General features: G+C 57.9%; 14 protein-coding genes. 2 read left to right on the top strand and 12 right to left on the bottom strand.

Annotation, left to right across the window (positions count from 1 at the left end; translation table 11 throughout):
- Positions 1–27 precede the first annotated feature (27 nt).
- The 10 genes from ABFT80_RS20010 to ABFT80_RS20055 all read right to left on the bottom strand — a co-directional run bounded on the left by ABFT80_RS20010 (position 28) and on the right by ABFT80_RS20055 (position 10,573).
- Positions 28–1,458, bottom strand: a complete 1,431-nt coding sequence (locus tag ABFT80_RS20010) for an extracellular solute-binding protein (protein WP_347973710.1) — start codon at positions 1,456–1,458, stop codon at positions 28–30.
- Between the two features lie 249 nt (positions 1,459–1,707).
- Complete coding sequence (locus ABFT80_RS20015; RefSeq protein ID WP_347973711.1) at positions 1,708–2,649, bottom strand: AraC family transcriptional regulator; 942 nt, start codon at positions 2,647–2,649, stop codon at positions 1,708–1,710.
- An 85-nt stretch (positions 2,650–2,734) separates the two neighbouring features.
- Positions 2,735–4,384 (bottom strand): GMC family oxidoreductase, encoded by a 1,650-nt coding sequence (locus ABFT80_RS20020; protein WP_347973712.1) that lies wholly within the window; start codon positions 4,382–4,384, stop codon positions 2,735–2,737.
- A 91-nt stretch (positions 4,385–4,475) separates the two neighbouring features.
- Positions 4,476–5,417, bottom strand: a complete 942-nt coding sequence (locus ABFT80_RS20025; RefSeq protein WP_347973713.1) for a DUF1403 family protein — start codon at positions 5,415–5,417, stop codon at positions 4,476–4,478.
- A 65-nt stretch (positions 5,418–5,482) separates the two neighbouring features.
- Positions 5,483–6,334, bottom strand: a complete 852-nt coding sequence (locus tag ABFT80_RS20030; RefSeq protein ID WP_347973714.1) for a sulfite exporter TauE/SafE family protein — start codon at positions 6,332–6,334, stop codon at positions 5,483–5,485.
- A 137-nt stretch (positions 6,335–6,471) separates the two neighbouring features.
- Positions 6,472–7,176 (bottom strand): fumarylacetoacetate hydrolase family protein, encoded by a 705-nt coding sequence (locus ABFT80_RS20035; RefSeq protein ID WP_347973715.1) that lies wholly within the window; start codon positions 7,174–7,176, stop codon positions 6,472–6,474.
- The gene (locus ABFT80_RS20040) at positions 7,177–7,929 is read right to left on the bottom strand and encodes an ABC transporter permease (protein ID WP_347973716.1); all 753 of its coding nucleotides are present in this window, start codon (positions 7,927–7,929) and stop codon (positions 7,177–7,179) included.
- Between the two features lie 10 nt (positions 7,930–7,939).
- On the bottom strand, positions 7,940–8,740 hold the full coding sequence (locus ABFT80_RS20045) for an ABC transporter ATP-binding protein (protein WP_347973717.1): 801 nt from the start codon (positions 8,738–8,740) through the stop codon (positions 7,940–7,942).
- Positions 8,737–9,570 carry an ABC transporter permease gene (locus ABFT80_RS20050; RefSeq protein WP_347973718.1) on the bottom strand — a complete coding sequence of 278 codons (834 nt, stop codon included), beginning with the start codon at positions 9,568–9,570 and terminating at the stop codon, positions 8,737–8,739. The genes ABFT80_RS20045 and ABFT80_RS20050 overlap by 4 nt, the downstream gene beginning before the upstream one ends.
- Positions 9,571–9,580: 10 nt before the next feature.
- The gene (locus ABFT80_RS20055; protein ID WP_347973719.1) at positions 9,581–10,573 is read right to left on the bottom strand and encodes an ABC transporter substrate-binding protein; all 993 of its coding nucleotides are present in this window, start codon (positions 10,571–10,573) and stop codon (positions 9,581–9,583) included.
- Positions 10,574–10,757: 184 nt separating this feature from the next.
- On the opposite strand from ABFT80_RS20055, the gene ABFT80_RS20060 reads away from it, so the two are divergent.
- Positions 10,758–11,447, top strand: coding sequence for a FadR/GntR family transcriptional regulator (locus ABFT80_RS20060; RefSeq protein WP_347973720.1), 690 nt, complete (start codon positions 10,758–10,760; stop codon positions 11,445–11,447).
- Positions 11,444–11,824 (top strand): ester cyclase, encoded by a 381-nt coding sequence (locus ABFT80_RS20065; RefSeq protein WP_347973721.1) that lies wholly within the window; start codon positions 11,444–11,446, stop codon positions 11,822–11,824. Before ABFT80_RS20060 ends, ABFT80_RS20065 begins: the two co-directional genes overlap by 4 nt.
- A gap of 38 nt (positions 11,825–11,862) precedes the next feature.
- On the opposite strand, the gene ABFT80_RS20070 is transcribed toward ABFT80_RS20065, so the two are convergent.
- Positions 11,863–13,125, bottom strand: a complete 1,263-nt coding sequence (locus tag ABFT80_RS20070) for a TRAP transporter large permease (protein ID WP_347973722.1) — start codon at positions 13,123–13,125, stop codon at positions 11,863–11,865.
- Positions 13,122–13,622 (bottom strand): TRAP transporter small permease, encoded by a 501-nt coding sequence (locus tag ABFT80_RS20075; protein WP_347973723.1) that lies wholly within the window; start codon positions 13,620–13,622, stop codon positions 13,122–13,124. The genes ABFT80_RS20070 and ABFT80_RS20075 overlap by 4 nt, the downstream gene beginning before the upstream one ends.
- Positions 13,623–13,651: the final 29 nt, after the last annotated feature.

Here is a 13,651-nt window from a genome sequence, read left to right on the forward strand (position 1 = left end):
GCGGTCGGCATCAAGCGTCTTGGGAGACTACTTGCGGTATCCGAGGGTTTTCAGCTCCGCATCGGTCGCGGCGGCTGCCTGGTCGAGTGCATCTTCAGGTGTGATTTCACCCATGATCGCCTGATAGATGAAGGGTGCTGCGACTTCGCGAACCTGATTGTGGAACGGGAATGGCGGGGCGCCACGGAACAGTTTGCCCTGATCCTTCATCAGCGTGTAATAGCCGCTGACCTTGGCATCCTGCTCCTTCACTTTCGGGTCGTCATAGGTCGCCGTGTGGGTAATACGAGCACCCGCCACAGCCCAATCGGCCTGCACGTCTTCCTGCGCAATATATTGCAGGAACAGGATCGCGGCATCCTGGTTCGTGGACGAAGTCGGAATGCCGAAGGCACCGCCATCGTAATATCCGATGTAGCCTTCGCCCTTTTCCGCTGCTTCCATCACACCGTCTTCGACGGGCGGCAGGGCAACGCCCACCTTGCCGACGATGGCGGATTTTTCAGGATCGGTCGCAATCCAGGCGGCATTCTCACCATAGACAAGACCTTGCGCGGCGCGTCCTGCGGCAAAGCTTGCGGCGACTTCATCCCATGTGCTGCTCGTTGCTTCCGGTGGCGCGTATGCGAGATTGTCGATCCACCACTTCAGCGCAGTTTTGGATTCCGGGCTGTTCATCTTGCCGCCGTTTTCAACGGAAGCGCCATAACCGTCCAGATTGATGCCCCAATTGTAAATGCCGAATGTGGGCGCTACGGATTCCACGAATTCGTAGAACGAGGATGGGTGGCCGGTATTGGCCTGCACCGTCGTTCCCCAAAGCTCCATGCCCTTTTCCTTGCCGTATTCTGTGAAAAACTCGGCAATGTCGCGATATTGCTGATGGTTGGTCGCTGGCGCGAGGTCGTAATTATACTTCGCTTTGAACGCTTCCTTGTTGGCCGGATCGTCGAACAGATCCTTCCGGTAAAGGTAAATCTTGACGAAGGCTTCCATCGGCACGCCGAAAATGTCGCCATCGGCATTCTTGAAATTGTCGACGAAGTTGGTGAATTGCGACGGATCGAAAGTCGGCGATTTCAAATTCGCCTTTTCGTTCAGCGTCTTGGTTATATCGACGAGGAAGTTGCGGGCGAGATAGCTGTAGATGATATCCTGCTCGATATAGACGAAATCATAGACGCCCGTATTGGCCTCCATGTCCTTGATCGCCTTGTCGTACATCTGGTCCCACGAAGTCGCTTCGAATTCGACCGTGATGCCGGTCGCTTTCGAGAAGGCAGGTGCCAGCACGTCGCGAACATAGGCCGATGGCGGCGTGCTTTCCGAAATTCCGCGGATCGTAGCGCCTTTGAGATTGGCTCCAGCGTCCGACCAGAAGTCCGCCTTGGCAGACATGACGCTGGCCATAAGGCCAAGTGTCAGCGCTGCAAGTCCTAAACTGCTTTTCCTGAACATGCTTTCCTCCCTGGATTAACATCAGTCCACGGCGGATGCCTGCGGACCTCCCTGCTGCTTCCGATTGCGACAGACATGGAAAATTCCAAGGCGCGGCTCCTCCCGACCTTCGGATTTTCCTTTATTTGCCGATATTTAGCGTTTCAGCAGCCAGTGACTTTGCCCTGGCTGGTTCATGAAGCTTATGCGCGGGTTTTCGGTCCCGCTACGCGCGTATGAAAGGCGATCTATACTTTTTCGCCGGTTACCCTAAGCGCGCATGCCCGATGCGAATGCCCTGATCTCGCGGAACGGATCGGCGCGCGCTTCAGTGCCGACCTTATGGGCGCTACGCCTGTAGTCCGAAGGCGTGCGATGGCAGATCTTGAAGAACTGACGGTTGAAGTTCGCGATGTTGTTGAAACCGACTTCGAAGCAGATGTCCGTGATTGGCCGGTAAGTCTGCGTCAGCAGAGAGCAGGCCGCATAGATACGTGCAAGGATCACATAGCGCGCAAATGTATGGCCGGTATGCCTCTTAAAGAATCTGGAAAACGCCTGCGGTTCCAGTCCGCAAAGATTTGCCACCTGATGCAGGTCGATTTCCTCGCTGTAATTCTCCAGAACATATTTCATAGCGACATCGAGTTCGGCCGGCAGCGATGCCGGTTCGCGCTTCGGCGCAAGTCTGGAAAGGCGACGCCGCTCGGAAGGATCACTGGCCAGTGCGATCATCAGTTGCAGGAAAAGCACGATGCGTTCCGCACCGCTCACTTCGCCCATCTGCGCCAGAAGCCTGCGTCCGTTCACCGCCGTCTCACCAGAAAATTCCACGCCGTAGACGGCATCTTCGAAAAGCGGGTTGATCGAACCGAGTTCGGAACAAAGTCCCGTTACGCGCTCGGCCCATTCGGTCGTGAACTGGATAAGCATGTCGCGATTGCGGATCAGCTTTCCCGGCGCAATGTCGCTCACCCAATTGTGCGGAACGTTCGGACCCGTCAACACGAGACAGCCGGGTTTGAACTCACCGATATAGTCGCCGACCATCATGACGCCGGTCGTCGAGCGCGTGAGGTGCAGTTCGTATTCCGGGTGATAGTGCCATTTGGCGCCGAAAAAAGGATAATCGTGCACGTTCCAGCGGAAAGATTCCGCCGGCGGGCAGACGATCATTTCGAAGTCGGGGACAATCTTCAAATCGGCTTTCATAACTAAACCTCCCTCTTCGTGTCGGCGGGTATTTCGCCCGCTTGGCCTTCCATTCTCCATTTCGTGTCGCGTTGCCGCGCTTAAATTAAAGCGATACCTCTTCAAGATGGCGAGGTTCCAGTCGCTCCTTGCCAACAATAAAATCCACAGCCCTGCTCGCCAGCGCCATGACCGGCGCATTCGTATTGCCGGAAGGAATGAAGGGCATTGCCGAACAATCGAGGACCCGAAGCCCATTGATGCCATGCACCTGAAGCCGCGAATTCAGCACCGACATGCCGTCGCCTTCCGGCCCCATACGCGCCGTTCCAACCGGATGATAATTCGTCTTCACCGTCTTTCCGCAATAGGCTGACAATTCATCCTCGGACTGCACCGAAAAACCCGGCAGCAATTCCTTCGCGATCTTGTCTGACAAAGGCCGCGAAGCCAGAATTTGCCGCGCAACCCTGATCGAGGCCTTGGTGATGCGCAAATCCTCCTCGTCGCCGAAGAAATTCGCATCAACCAATGGCTGCGCTGCCGGATCGCCGGAGCGCAGACGCACGCTTCCCCGCGCCTTGGGCCGCAGCAGGCAGGATGTCAGTGTCACACCATAGGACGGAGCGGCATCCGAAACATCCCGATCCAGATAGACGATCGGCGCGCAGTAAAGCTGGACGGTCGGGCGCTCGCCCCCATCCGGGTCGTAGAAAAGACAGGATTCAATGCCGGTCGTCGTTATCAGACCGGAGGCGAACAGCAGATATTGAAGCCCGTTTCGCAGCATCTTCCATCCGCGATCCTGCCCGAAATAGCCGCTCGGTCCCTTGGTCGTCGCAATCACCGGAACCTCGTGGTGATCCTGCAATCCGGAGCCTACCCCCGGCAGATCGGCCGCAACTTCAATCCCGTGTTCTCGCAGATGATCCGCCGGTCCAAGCCCCGAAAGCATCATCAGCTTTGCGGTGTTATAGGTTCCTGCCGCCAGCAGAACTTCCCGCTCCGCGCGAACAGAAAAATCCTTACCCGCCTTGCAGTATTGCACACCGACCGCGCGCCCATTTTCAATCAGAATACGATCCACCCGCGCATCGGTGATGATCGTCAACCGCTTATCGTTCATCAATTCCGCAAGGAACGCCGTCACAGCATCGCAGCGTTCCATGCGCCGCCCGCGTTTGCCCATCGTATGCTGCATGATGCCGACGCCATATTGGCGCGCGCCGTTGAAATCGGGGTTGAGTGGAAACCCCATTCCCTGCGCCGTCAGCAGATAATCTTCAGTCGTGTCGCAAAGCACGCCGGGGTCCGAAACGAGCAACCCGCCATTGATGCCGTGATATCTGTCGTTGAATTTCGTGTTCTTTTCGAGCGCGCGAAAATGCGGCAGCAGATCATCGTAGGACCAGCCGGAACCACGTCCGAGAAAATTATCCCAGCCATCGTAATCTTCGCGCTGGCCGCGCATATAGACCATGGCGTTGACGGCGCTGCCGCCGCCCAGAACCTTGGCCTGCGGCACAATCGGCGCTCTTCCGCCAAGGCGCGGCTGTGCTACCGTCTTGTGCATTTCGAGGTAATCGTCGCGGGCGAGGAATTTCATGTAGCCGGCGGGCATGCGCAGGATAGGCGATTTCCGCGCCGGGCCGCGCTCGATCATCAGCACACGCGCATCGAAGTCGCGCACGAGCCGCATCGCCGCCACGCAGGCAGCGCTTCCTCCTCCGGCAATCACATAATCGAATTCCGCCATCGAACGCAGCCTCCCACCGCGATCCGTCACCGATCTTCGAATAATTCAGGCAAACTGATTTTTTAGCAAGAAGCTTCGAGCTATGGCAAAATCACAGCCCGTAAATGCGAAAACTCGTGCGCCCGGAAAGCTCGCGCACCGCGTCGAATTCCGTCAGGCGTTCGAACAGCCTGCGCGTGGCGAAGCGCGAGAGCTTGGGTGTTGTCAAAGAACCGGAAACCGCATCGTCATTGAGCAACAGGCGTATGGCCTCGCTCGCCCCTTTGGCGCGCAGCTTGGGTGTCACCTCTGCCAGCCTGTCAGCGCGGCGCGCGATTTCCGCTGCCATCCGGCACGCTTCCGCTGCGCCATGCGCCAGTGCGAGACACACCGCTTTGTCAAAGCCCTCATCGCCGGGACGCAGTTTCCCGCGTCCGCCGTCGATTCGAAAGGCGGTCCCATGCGCCTGCGCCATAAACAGCGGCACCACATGCCGCCACCGCATCAGGCGCGCCAGCATGATATCTGCCAAAAGCCAGCCGAGCGGTGCTGCGTCTGGCCGCGTCTCATGCAGCTTTGATAGAAGTGCCGAAGTGGCAAAGGGCACAGACCTGCCTTCTGCGGTGATTTCATCGGCAACGGCCGGCAATTCCGCCAGCGCCTCGTCGACGTGAAATCCCAGAAGCTCAGCAAAACTCGCTATGCATTCGGCATCGATAATCGGCGCACGCGACGCCGCGCGCTTCCATGCCGCGAGAATGTTTCCCGCTGGCCCCGGCTCATCGCCCGGTTTGCGTAGAACCCAGGCGTCGCGAAGCGCTGCCTCATCTTCGACACGCCCGAAACTGCGCATCGCCGACACTGCACATGTTAGCGCCAGACGTTGCCGCCAGACTCCCGCCCAGACGCGCTCGCTGCGAACCAGCCCATCCAGCGTATTCAGAGCGGAACCCGCCATGAACGCCGCATCGGCCTCAGCCGCCACGAAACTACGGGGCACTGCCCACGAAGGGACGGTTGCTATCTGTGTTCTGATCGAAATGCGCGAATCCATACGCGCAAACTATCATGCAGGTGCGCTTGTCACGACCATATTGGCGCGAACCGCACAGGCTTTGTTTAGAAGATCAGGCTCGCCAGAAACCGTGCGCATACGAACAGCAGGAAAATACCGAAAGCGACTTCCAGTTTTCGTTTCGAGAGTCGGTGCGCAAAGCGCGCGCCGATTGGGGCCATGACCGTGCTCGTCGGAATAAATAGCAGAAAGCCGATCAGCGAGACATAGCCGAGCGCCAGCGGATATTGCATTGCCACGACATCGGGATATTCGGCAGCCTTCGGCCAGCCTGCATAGATATAGCCGAGCGCGCCGGGCACTGAAACGAGCACACCGAGGCCCGAAGACGTTGCAACGGCTTGATGGATCGGCCTGCTGTAAAAGGTCATGAACAGGCTGGAGAGCTGCCCGCCGCCAATCCCCATCAAGGCCGAGAGCAGGCCGATGATCCAACCATAGACAACCATCAGGAATTTCCCCGGCATGTCGAGGCCGAGCCGCCAGCTATCCTTGCCGAACAGAAGCCGTATTGCCGAAAGTCCCGCGACAACGACAAACACGGTCTTGAACAGGTCGGCGGGCGCATAACGCGCAATCACGCTGCCTGCGATGACGCCTATGACCGCTGGTATCGCCCATATTCGCAAGATCGACATATCCACCGCGCCTTTTCGATAATGCGTGATGAAGGAGGTGATCGAGGTCGGGATGATGATGGCCAGCGACGTGCCGACGCAAAGCGGCATCCGCACTTCTTCGGGGACACCGACGAAGCGGAAAAGCTCGTAGAGGATCGGTACCGCCACCGCGCCGCCGCCAACGCCGAATATGCCCGCAAGCGCTCCCGTCAGCGCGCCCGCCGCAAGCAGCGCGATCAAAAGCCAGGACAGGTCGAAAAGCGAAATACCGAGCATTGCGTCACCGGGATGCGTGAAACCAAAAAGATGGCGTGAGCTTTAATTGCTTCACGCCGAAGGTGGGATAAAAAGCTGTTGGTCCAGCTAAAAAAGAAAGTCGCGACGTCATCCCGCCGCGACTTCAATATATCGTCTCAGACGACGGTGACTTCGATCGAACCAATGCCGTCGACATGGCCCTTGAGAACGTCGCCTTTGCTGACCGCGCCGACGCCGGCAGGCGTTCCGGTCATGATGATGTCGCCCGGCTGAAGCTCGAACAGACCGGAAAGGTACGAAATCATTTCCGGTACTTTCCAGATCAACTGGTTGAGATCGCCGCTCTGGCGAACTTCGCCATTGACGGTCAGTTCGACCGCACCTGCGTCCGGGTGGCCGGTCTCGCTGACTGGCACCAGATGCGAGCAGGGAGCGGACGCCTCGAAAGCCTTGCCGACTTCCCATGGACGGCCGAGTTTCTTGGCTTCGCCTTGAAGGTCGCGGCGCGTCATGTCGAGACCGACGCCATAGCCGTAGACATGGTCCAGCGCTTTTTCGGCCGGAATGTCAGTGCCGCCCTTGTGCAGCGCAACGATCATTTCGAATTCGAAATGCACGTCGGAGGAAGCCGAAGGGTAAGGAAATTTGCCGTCGAGAACGATGTTGTCCGGGTTCTTCTGGAAGAAGAAAGGCGGTTCTTTGGAAGGGTCGTGACCCATCTCGATTGCGTGGTCGGCGTAGTTGCGGCCAACGCAATAAATGCGGTGCACCGGAAACAGTTTAGAGCTTCCCTTGATAGGCAAGGCCGGTTGCGCGGGCGGCTGGATTGCGTAGTCCGCGATGGTCAGAGGGGCATTCATTTATCTCACTCCTGCGTAAAATTCGACTTTCTTTTCGAAGTATTCAACGAGCGCCGACATCAGCATCGCCGCGGCGAAGAGAATGACGGTCAGCGCCCAGAAGTTTTCCATGTCGAAGCTGCGCGAATACAATTCGAACAGTTCGCCATAGCCGATGATCGACACCAGCAACTGGCCGATCACCACACCTTTCACACCGCGCACCAGACCCAGCCGGATGCCGGCGAGGATTTCCGGCAGTGCGGCCAGAAGGATGATTTTCGAGTAGAGCGCAAAGCTCGATGCGCCGTAGCTGCGTCCCATCTCGACCAGCGAGTTGGGCACATGCTGGATGCCGGCGCGCGTGTCCAGCACGATGATCCAGACTGCGAACAGGAAGACCGTCACGATAACCGTCGTCTCGCCCATCCCGAACAGGATCATCAGCACCGGCACGAGTGCCGAAAGCGGCGCGCTGACGAAGATATTGACCCATATGCCGAACAGATCGTCGACGGCCTTGAAGCGTCCCATCAACACGCCGAGCACGATGCCGGTAACGATTGCCAGCGCCATGCCCACGGCAAATCCGTGCAGCGTAATCAATGCCGCATTCTGCCAGCTTCCGGTCTGCACCAGCTTGAATGCTGCGAGCATTACGCTGGAGAACGGCGGTATAAGAAACATCAAATCGAGCTGGCCGACCACTTCCCAGATCAGGCACCACACAATCAGCGATGCCATCATCGGCACCCGATATCCGAACATCATCATGGCGCGCTCCTCAATCCGTGTACTGCTTGAGGCCCTGCCAGATGTCCTCGATCGTATCGAGATACCCCTGGTCGCGGCGAATGGCGTCTGGTGTGGCAGAGCGATCGATCTTCGGTTCGATGATCTGCGATACCCGGCCCGGGCGCCTCGAAAGCAGAATAATCCGGTCGGAAACGTAAACCGCCTCCTCGATGCTGTGCGTCACGAAGATAAAGGTCTTCTTTTCCTTTTCGACCAGACGCAGCAAATCCTCCTGGAACTTGCGGCGGTTCTGTTCGTCGACTGCCGAGAACGGTTCGTCCAGAAGAAGCACGTCCGCATTCACCGCAAAGGCCCGTGCCAGACCGACGCGCTGGCGCATGCCGCCCGACAATTCGTGCGGATACTTTTCCTCGAAGCCGGTCAGCCCGACCTCATTGATGTAGTGGCGCGCGACCTTCAGGCGGTCTGCCTTGCCAACACCGCGCAGTTCGAGACCGAAGCCAACATTGCGGATCACGGTCGCCCAGGGCATCAATGCGAAATCTTGGAAGACAAATGCGCGCTCCGGTCCGGGGCCTGTCACGACCTTGTCGTTGACGCGCACTTCACCTGACGTTGCCGGAACCAGACCGGCAATGATCTTGAGCAGCGTGGTCTTTCCGCAACCCGAAGGTCCGAGCAGCGTCGTCAGCTTGCCGCGATGGAAATCGAGATCGACATTTCGCAGCGCTTCCACGTCGCCATAAAGTTTGCGAATGCCGCGCACCTGAACGACGCTGTCGTCTGCGGTGTCTGGAAGTTCTTGTTTCAGAGCAGCGTTGGTGTTCATTTCGTCCTCCTCTTGTCCGGACGCAGCACCCGTGTCTCGAAGCGTTCCAGCAGCGACAGTGTCACGGTGGAGACGAGAATGATGGAGGCCACGGCCGCATACATTTCTGCATAGTTGGCAACTGAGCGGTGATAGGTGATCAGATCACCGATGCCGGTCGGCGTAATCAGAAGCTCGGCCAGAATGACGCCGATGAAACCGGCGGCGAGGCCCAGCCGAAGACCGGCAAAGATCACCGGGCTTGCATCCGGAATGATGATTTTGGTGATCTGCTGCATGCGCGTGCCCTGAAAGGATTTGCACATCGCCACCAGTGAGGGGTTGGCATTGCGCACCGCCTTGTAGCCGTTCAGCACGATAACGGGCAGCGCCAGCATGATCACCGCAAGCGTCTTGGCAACGAGGCCAATGCCGTAGACGAAGGTGATCAGCGGAATGAGTGCCGCCATCGGCGCGGATTGCAGCACGATAAACATCGGTGCCGCAAACCATTCCGCGCCGCGCGACAGGCCCATCAGGATACCCAGCGATATTCCGATGGCCGCCGATATGGCGATGCCGATGATCAGGGGCTGAAGCGTCACGGCATAGGCGCCGATCATGCTGCCATCTGCGATCATCGCCACGAAGGCGACGACGGTCGCACTGAATGTCGGAAACGCGTAGCTGATAGGCACGTTTCCGGCGATTTCCCACGCGGCGAAGAAGATCGCTACCGACACGATCCGCGAAATGACCGGATAGTCGGAAAGGATTTCCCTGAAACCGCGCACCTCCTCTTTGGGAAGGTGCGCGGCCTTGGACCGATCGATCGGCAAGGACGTCGACATCTGCAACTCCTTACTTGGTTCCGAGCTTGGCAAGAACGCGGTCAAGCGAGCGGACGTCCCAGAAATCTTCGACCTTCAGCGTTGCCGGGTCGCCGGTAAGCTGGCCGGAAAGCGTGTAGAAGGTGAAATCTTCCTTGGCTGCATCCGCGCCGCCGCCATTCAACGGCAGTGCCTCGTCCTTCGCCATTTCCTCGAAGTATGGCTTGATCTCTGCAACCTGACCTTCAGGCAGATCGGCAAGCAGCTTGTACTTGTCGCGAAGTGCTACGATCTGGTCCGGGTCGGCTGCCAGTTCGCGCCACGTCTCGACGATCGATTCCACGATCTTGTCGACATCCTCGGCATTGGCTTCGAGGAATTCGGTCGTCGCGAACAATGCTTCGTCGGTCGCGTCCACGCCGTCGAGCGGCAGAAAGGTGAACTTGCCCGGTGCTTCCGTCTCCAACAGGCGGCGTCCGGACGAGTCGACGATGGTCGCCTTCACATTGCCCTGCAACAGAGCCCCGGTGCGAACTTCGGAACCGGGAATGTAGCTGATCTTCGAGAATTTGATGCCCTCCTCCATCTCGACCAGCTTCACCAGAGCCTCGGTGCCGGAGCCGCGCGAGTGAACGGCGATTTCCTGACCGTCGAGATCCTTCCAGGTCTTGTAAAGCGAAGCGTCCGCTGCCGGATAGAAGCGAAGCGTGGAAAGCTGCATGAACATGCGAACCGGCACTTTCACCTTCTGCATCAGAGCGTAAGGCCCGCCGATACCAATATCGGCCTGTCCGCTGACAACCGCCTGTGCCGCGATGTCTTCCGATTTCAGATAGGTGATCTGCATCTCGACGCCCTTTTCCTTGGCGCGCTCAAGCGCTGCCAGAAGGTGAAGAGATTCGACGCTGGCGATGTCACCGAATGCAATGCGCACCTCGGCATTCGCAGCATTTGAGAAGAATACGGCAGTGCTGAGCGCAAACGCCGCAGCACCTGCTTTCAGAAAACGTGACCACTTGAACATTTCCTTTTCCTCCGATCTCGCGGTTTTTTCCGCTTGTTATGAACCATTGCCCGATCATTACCGACCAATATGCTAATGGTTACATTTGGTTTCGGATGAGAGTCAAGCGTTTTGGCTTGACGCAACGGTTTTTAGCATTCATATGTCAAACCAATCACGAATTGGTTTAGAAGAAAGAGACGGCGTGGTAGAGAAAACTTCAAACGGAAACGCGGCGGTAAGCCTTTTGCGGGCGCATCTTGCGAGCTCCGAACTGGAAGAGGCTGGCCGCCTGCCGCCCGAGCGTGAATTGTCGGAAGAGCTTGGCCTATCGCGCGCCGAATTGCGCAAGGCGTTAAGCGTTCTGGAATCCGAAGGCCAGATCTGGCGTCACGTCGGCAAGGGCACCTTCCTTGGCCGCCGCCCCATCGACAGCATTTCGGATGTCACGGCACTGGCGCGCAAAACCAGCCCCGCCGAAATGATGCGCGCCCGCCTCGTCATCGAGCCGGAGATCGCGCGCGCCGCCGCCCTCACCGCCACCGGCGTACATCTCGCCGAGATGCGACTTTGTCATCAGCGGTCGCGCGAAGCGGCTACATGGCGCCAATATGAAAGCCTCGACACACGCCTGCATCGCACCATCGCCGAGGCGACACAGAACGCGCCGCTGCTTGGTATCTTCGATACGCTGAATGCACTTCGCCGCGCCGTCACCTGGGGCAGGCTTCGCTCGAGCCCTCTCAAGCCCGAGCCCGACCATCACAGCTTCACCGATCATGAGACAATCATCGAGGCGATCGCTAATCGCGACATGAGCGGTGCCGCCGCCGCAATGCGCGCCCATCTGCAAAAGGTGGAACGCAATCTTCTGGCCCGTCAGGGTGAGTCATGACCGACCTTGCCGAAATCTACCGTGGCTACATCGACTGCCTGAACAGCCAGAACTGGCCCAATCTTGGAAAATTCGTCCACGAGGACGCTCACTACAACAGCAAGCGGATCGGATTGTCAGGTTACCGCGAAATGCTCGAAGGAGATTTCCGCGCCATTCCCGATCTCTATTTCGACATCGATTTTCTGGTAATCGAGCCACCGCGCGTCGCAAGCCGCCTGCGCTTCGACTGCACGCCGACAGGCGAGTTGTTCGGCTTGTCCGTTAATGGCCGGAAAGTCCAGTTCACCGAGAATGTCTTCTACGAGTTTCTGGACGGGCGGATCGTGAACGTCTGGTCAGTCATCGACAAGGCCGCCATCGAAGCTCAACTGTAATGCCTGGCCCCCGACTAGATCGAACCGTTCTTTCCAGTTCAACCGGGAAGCCACGTCGAGATCGAGGGGAAGAAGATCATTAGAATGACCAGCAACAGAGTAGAGATAATATAAGGCAACGAGGCCCAGGCGACGCTCATCACCGGAACGCGCGCAATCGAGGCAGCGACAAACAGGCATATCCCGACCGGCGGCGTAACGAGGCCGACTGCAAGGCCGATGATCGTTACAATGCCGAATTGAATCGGGTCAATGCCAAGCGCTACCGTCACCGGATAAAGGATCGGCACGAGGATGATGATATTTGCCGTCAGGTCGAGAATCGCGCCCATCGCCAGATAAATCAGGAGAATCAACAGCAGAACCAGATATGGATCCTGAGTCAGGCTGGTAACGGCTGCAGCTATCTCCTGTGGCACTTGAGCGCGGGTGAGGATCAGGCCATAGAGAGAGGCCGCAGCGATCATCATCATGACGACACCGGTAGTCGAGGCGGAGAGGAGCGCTATCGGCTTCAGGTCGCGATAGCTGAGGTTCTTGTACCAGTAGCGTCCGAGAAACCATGAGTAGATTGCCGCGACGACCGAAGCCTCCGTGGGGGTGGCTATGCCGAAGCGGATAGATCCCAGGATCACCACCGGCAACGTCATGGCAGGGAGAGACTTGACGAAGGACCACCAGATTTCGCGGCCGGATGACTTCCGGCCAAGAGGCAGGTTTTCGCGACCGGCCACCACCGCTATGGCGATCATCATGCCAAGGGCAACAAGCAGCCCAGGGATGATACCGGCGATGAAAAGCTTCGTGACCGAGGCGCCGGTGACGACACAAAAGACAATCATCGGCACAGAGGGCGGCAGCACGACCGCGATGATCGATGAACAGGCAGTGATTGCCGCCGAGAAAGCCGGCGAGTATCCGCGCTTGACCATGGCCGGGATCATCGCGGTTCCGCTGGAAGCGGTATCGGCGACGGCCGAACCAGTCATCCCACCCATCAGCACGTTTTGGGCCACATTGGCATGCCCGATGCCTCCGCGAAACCGGCCGACGACGCTCTCGGCAAAACCAACGATATCGTGCGCGATGCCGGTGCGGTCCATCAGATGGCCAGTCAGCAGAAAAAAGGGAATGGCGAGCAGCACGAAACTATCGATCGAGGCGACCATCTTCTGGACAACCAGCGCAAGAGGAATCCCCTCCCAGAAAAGCGCGGCGAGCGAAGACAGGCCAAGCGCGACGAAAACAGGCGCGCCCATCACGACAAAGATGACAAAACCAATGACAAGGACAGTGATCAATTGACGCCTTCGGGGAGTTTTTCGGGGGCAGGATGGAGCCAGTTGTGAAGCCAGCCGAGCAATATTTCCGCAGTTATCAGCGTCATGGCGACGTAATAAGAGACATAAATCCAGAACATCGGCACTCTCAACACCGCAGACGGCTGTCGAACCGAGATCTGTAGAATACGCTGACCGTAGATCATGCTGGCCACGGCGAAGATCAGGACCGCAACTTCGATAAGCCACAGCAGGACGCGCCTCATATGCGGTGGGAGCATCTGAGGGACAGCGTCAATCCCTAGATGCTCACGCCGTATCCACGCGTACCAGGTTCCAAGGAACGAGAGCCAGATGAAGAGATAGCGCGAAAGCTCTTCGGACCATGTAAAAGGCGAGTTGAAGACGTAACGCGCAACAACCTGCAATATGGCGGATACAATCATGCCGGTGAAAAGCAGCATGATGGCAATCTCGCCGATGCGGCGCACGACCATCCATGGGCCAAAAGTATCCATTCAGATCGTGCCCCGAACGCGTAATGCTA

Origin of the sequence: Foliimonas ilicis (genome assembly GCF_039939195.1) — a bacterium.
In the GTDB taxonomy this organism is placed as follows: Bacteria; Pseudomonadota; Alphaproteobacteria; order Rhizobiales; family Rhizobiaceae; genus Foliimonas; species Foliimonas ilicis.

Excerpts from the sequence above, each read along its gene's own strand:
- ABFT80_RS20010 (WP_347973710.1), bottom strand. The coding sequence starts at position 1,458 with ATGTTCAGGAAAAGCAGTTTAGGACTTGCAGCGCTGACACTTGGCCTT.
- ABFT80_RS20015 (WP_347973711.1), bottom strand. The coding sequence starts at position 2,649 with ATGAAAGCCGATTTGAAGATTGTCCCCGACTTCGAAATGATCGTCTGC.
- ABFT80_RS20020 (WP_347973712.1), bottom strand. The coding sequence starts at position 4,384 with ATGGCGGAATTCGATTATGTGATTGCCGGAGGAGGAAGCGCTGCCTGC.
- ABFT80_RS20025 (WP_347973713.1), bottom strand. The coding sequence starts at position 5,417 with ATGGATTCGCGCATTTCGATCAGAACACAGATAGCAACCGTCCCTTCG.
- ABFT80_RS20030 (WP_347973714.1), bottom strand. The coding sequence starts at position 6,334 with ATGCTCGGTATTTCGCTTTTCGACCTGTCCTGGCTTTTGATCGCGCTG.
- ABFT80_RS20035 (WP_347973715.1), bottom strand. The coding sequence starts at position 7,176 with ATGAATGCCCCTCTGACCATCGCGGACTACGCAATCCAGCCGCCCGCG.
- ABFT80_RS20040 (WP_347973716.1), bottom strand. The coding sequence starts at position 7,929 with ATGATGATGTTCGGATATCGGGTGCCGATGATGGCATCGCTGATTGTG.
- ABFT80_RS20045 (WP_347973717.1), bottom strand. The coding sequence starts at position 8,740 with ATGAACACCAACGCTGCTCTGAAACAAGAACTTCCAGACACCGCAGAC.
- ABFT80_RS20050 (WP_347973718.1), bottom strand. The coding sequence starts at position 9,570 with ATGTCGACGTCCTTGCCGATCGATCGGTCCAAGGCCGCGCACCTTCCC.
- ABFT80_RS20055 (WP_347973719.1), bottom strand. The coding sequence starts at position 10,573 with ATGTTCAAGTGGTCACGTTTTCTGAAAGCAGGTGCTGCGGCGTTTGCG.
- ABFT80_RS20065 (WP_347973721.1), top strand. The coding sequence starts at position 11,444 with ATGACCGACCTTGCCGAAATCTACCGTGGCTACATCGACTGCCTGAAC.
- ABFT80_RS20075 (WP_347973723.1), bottom strand. The coding sequence starts at position 13,622 with ATGGATACTTTTGGCCCATGGATGGTCGTGCGCCGCATCGGCGAGATT.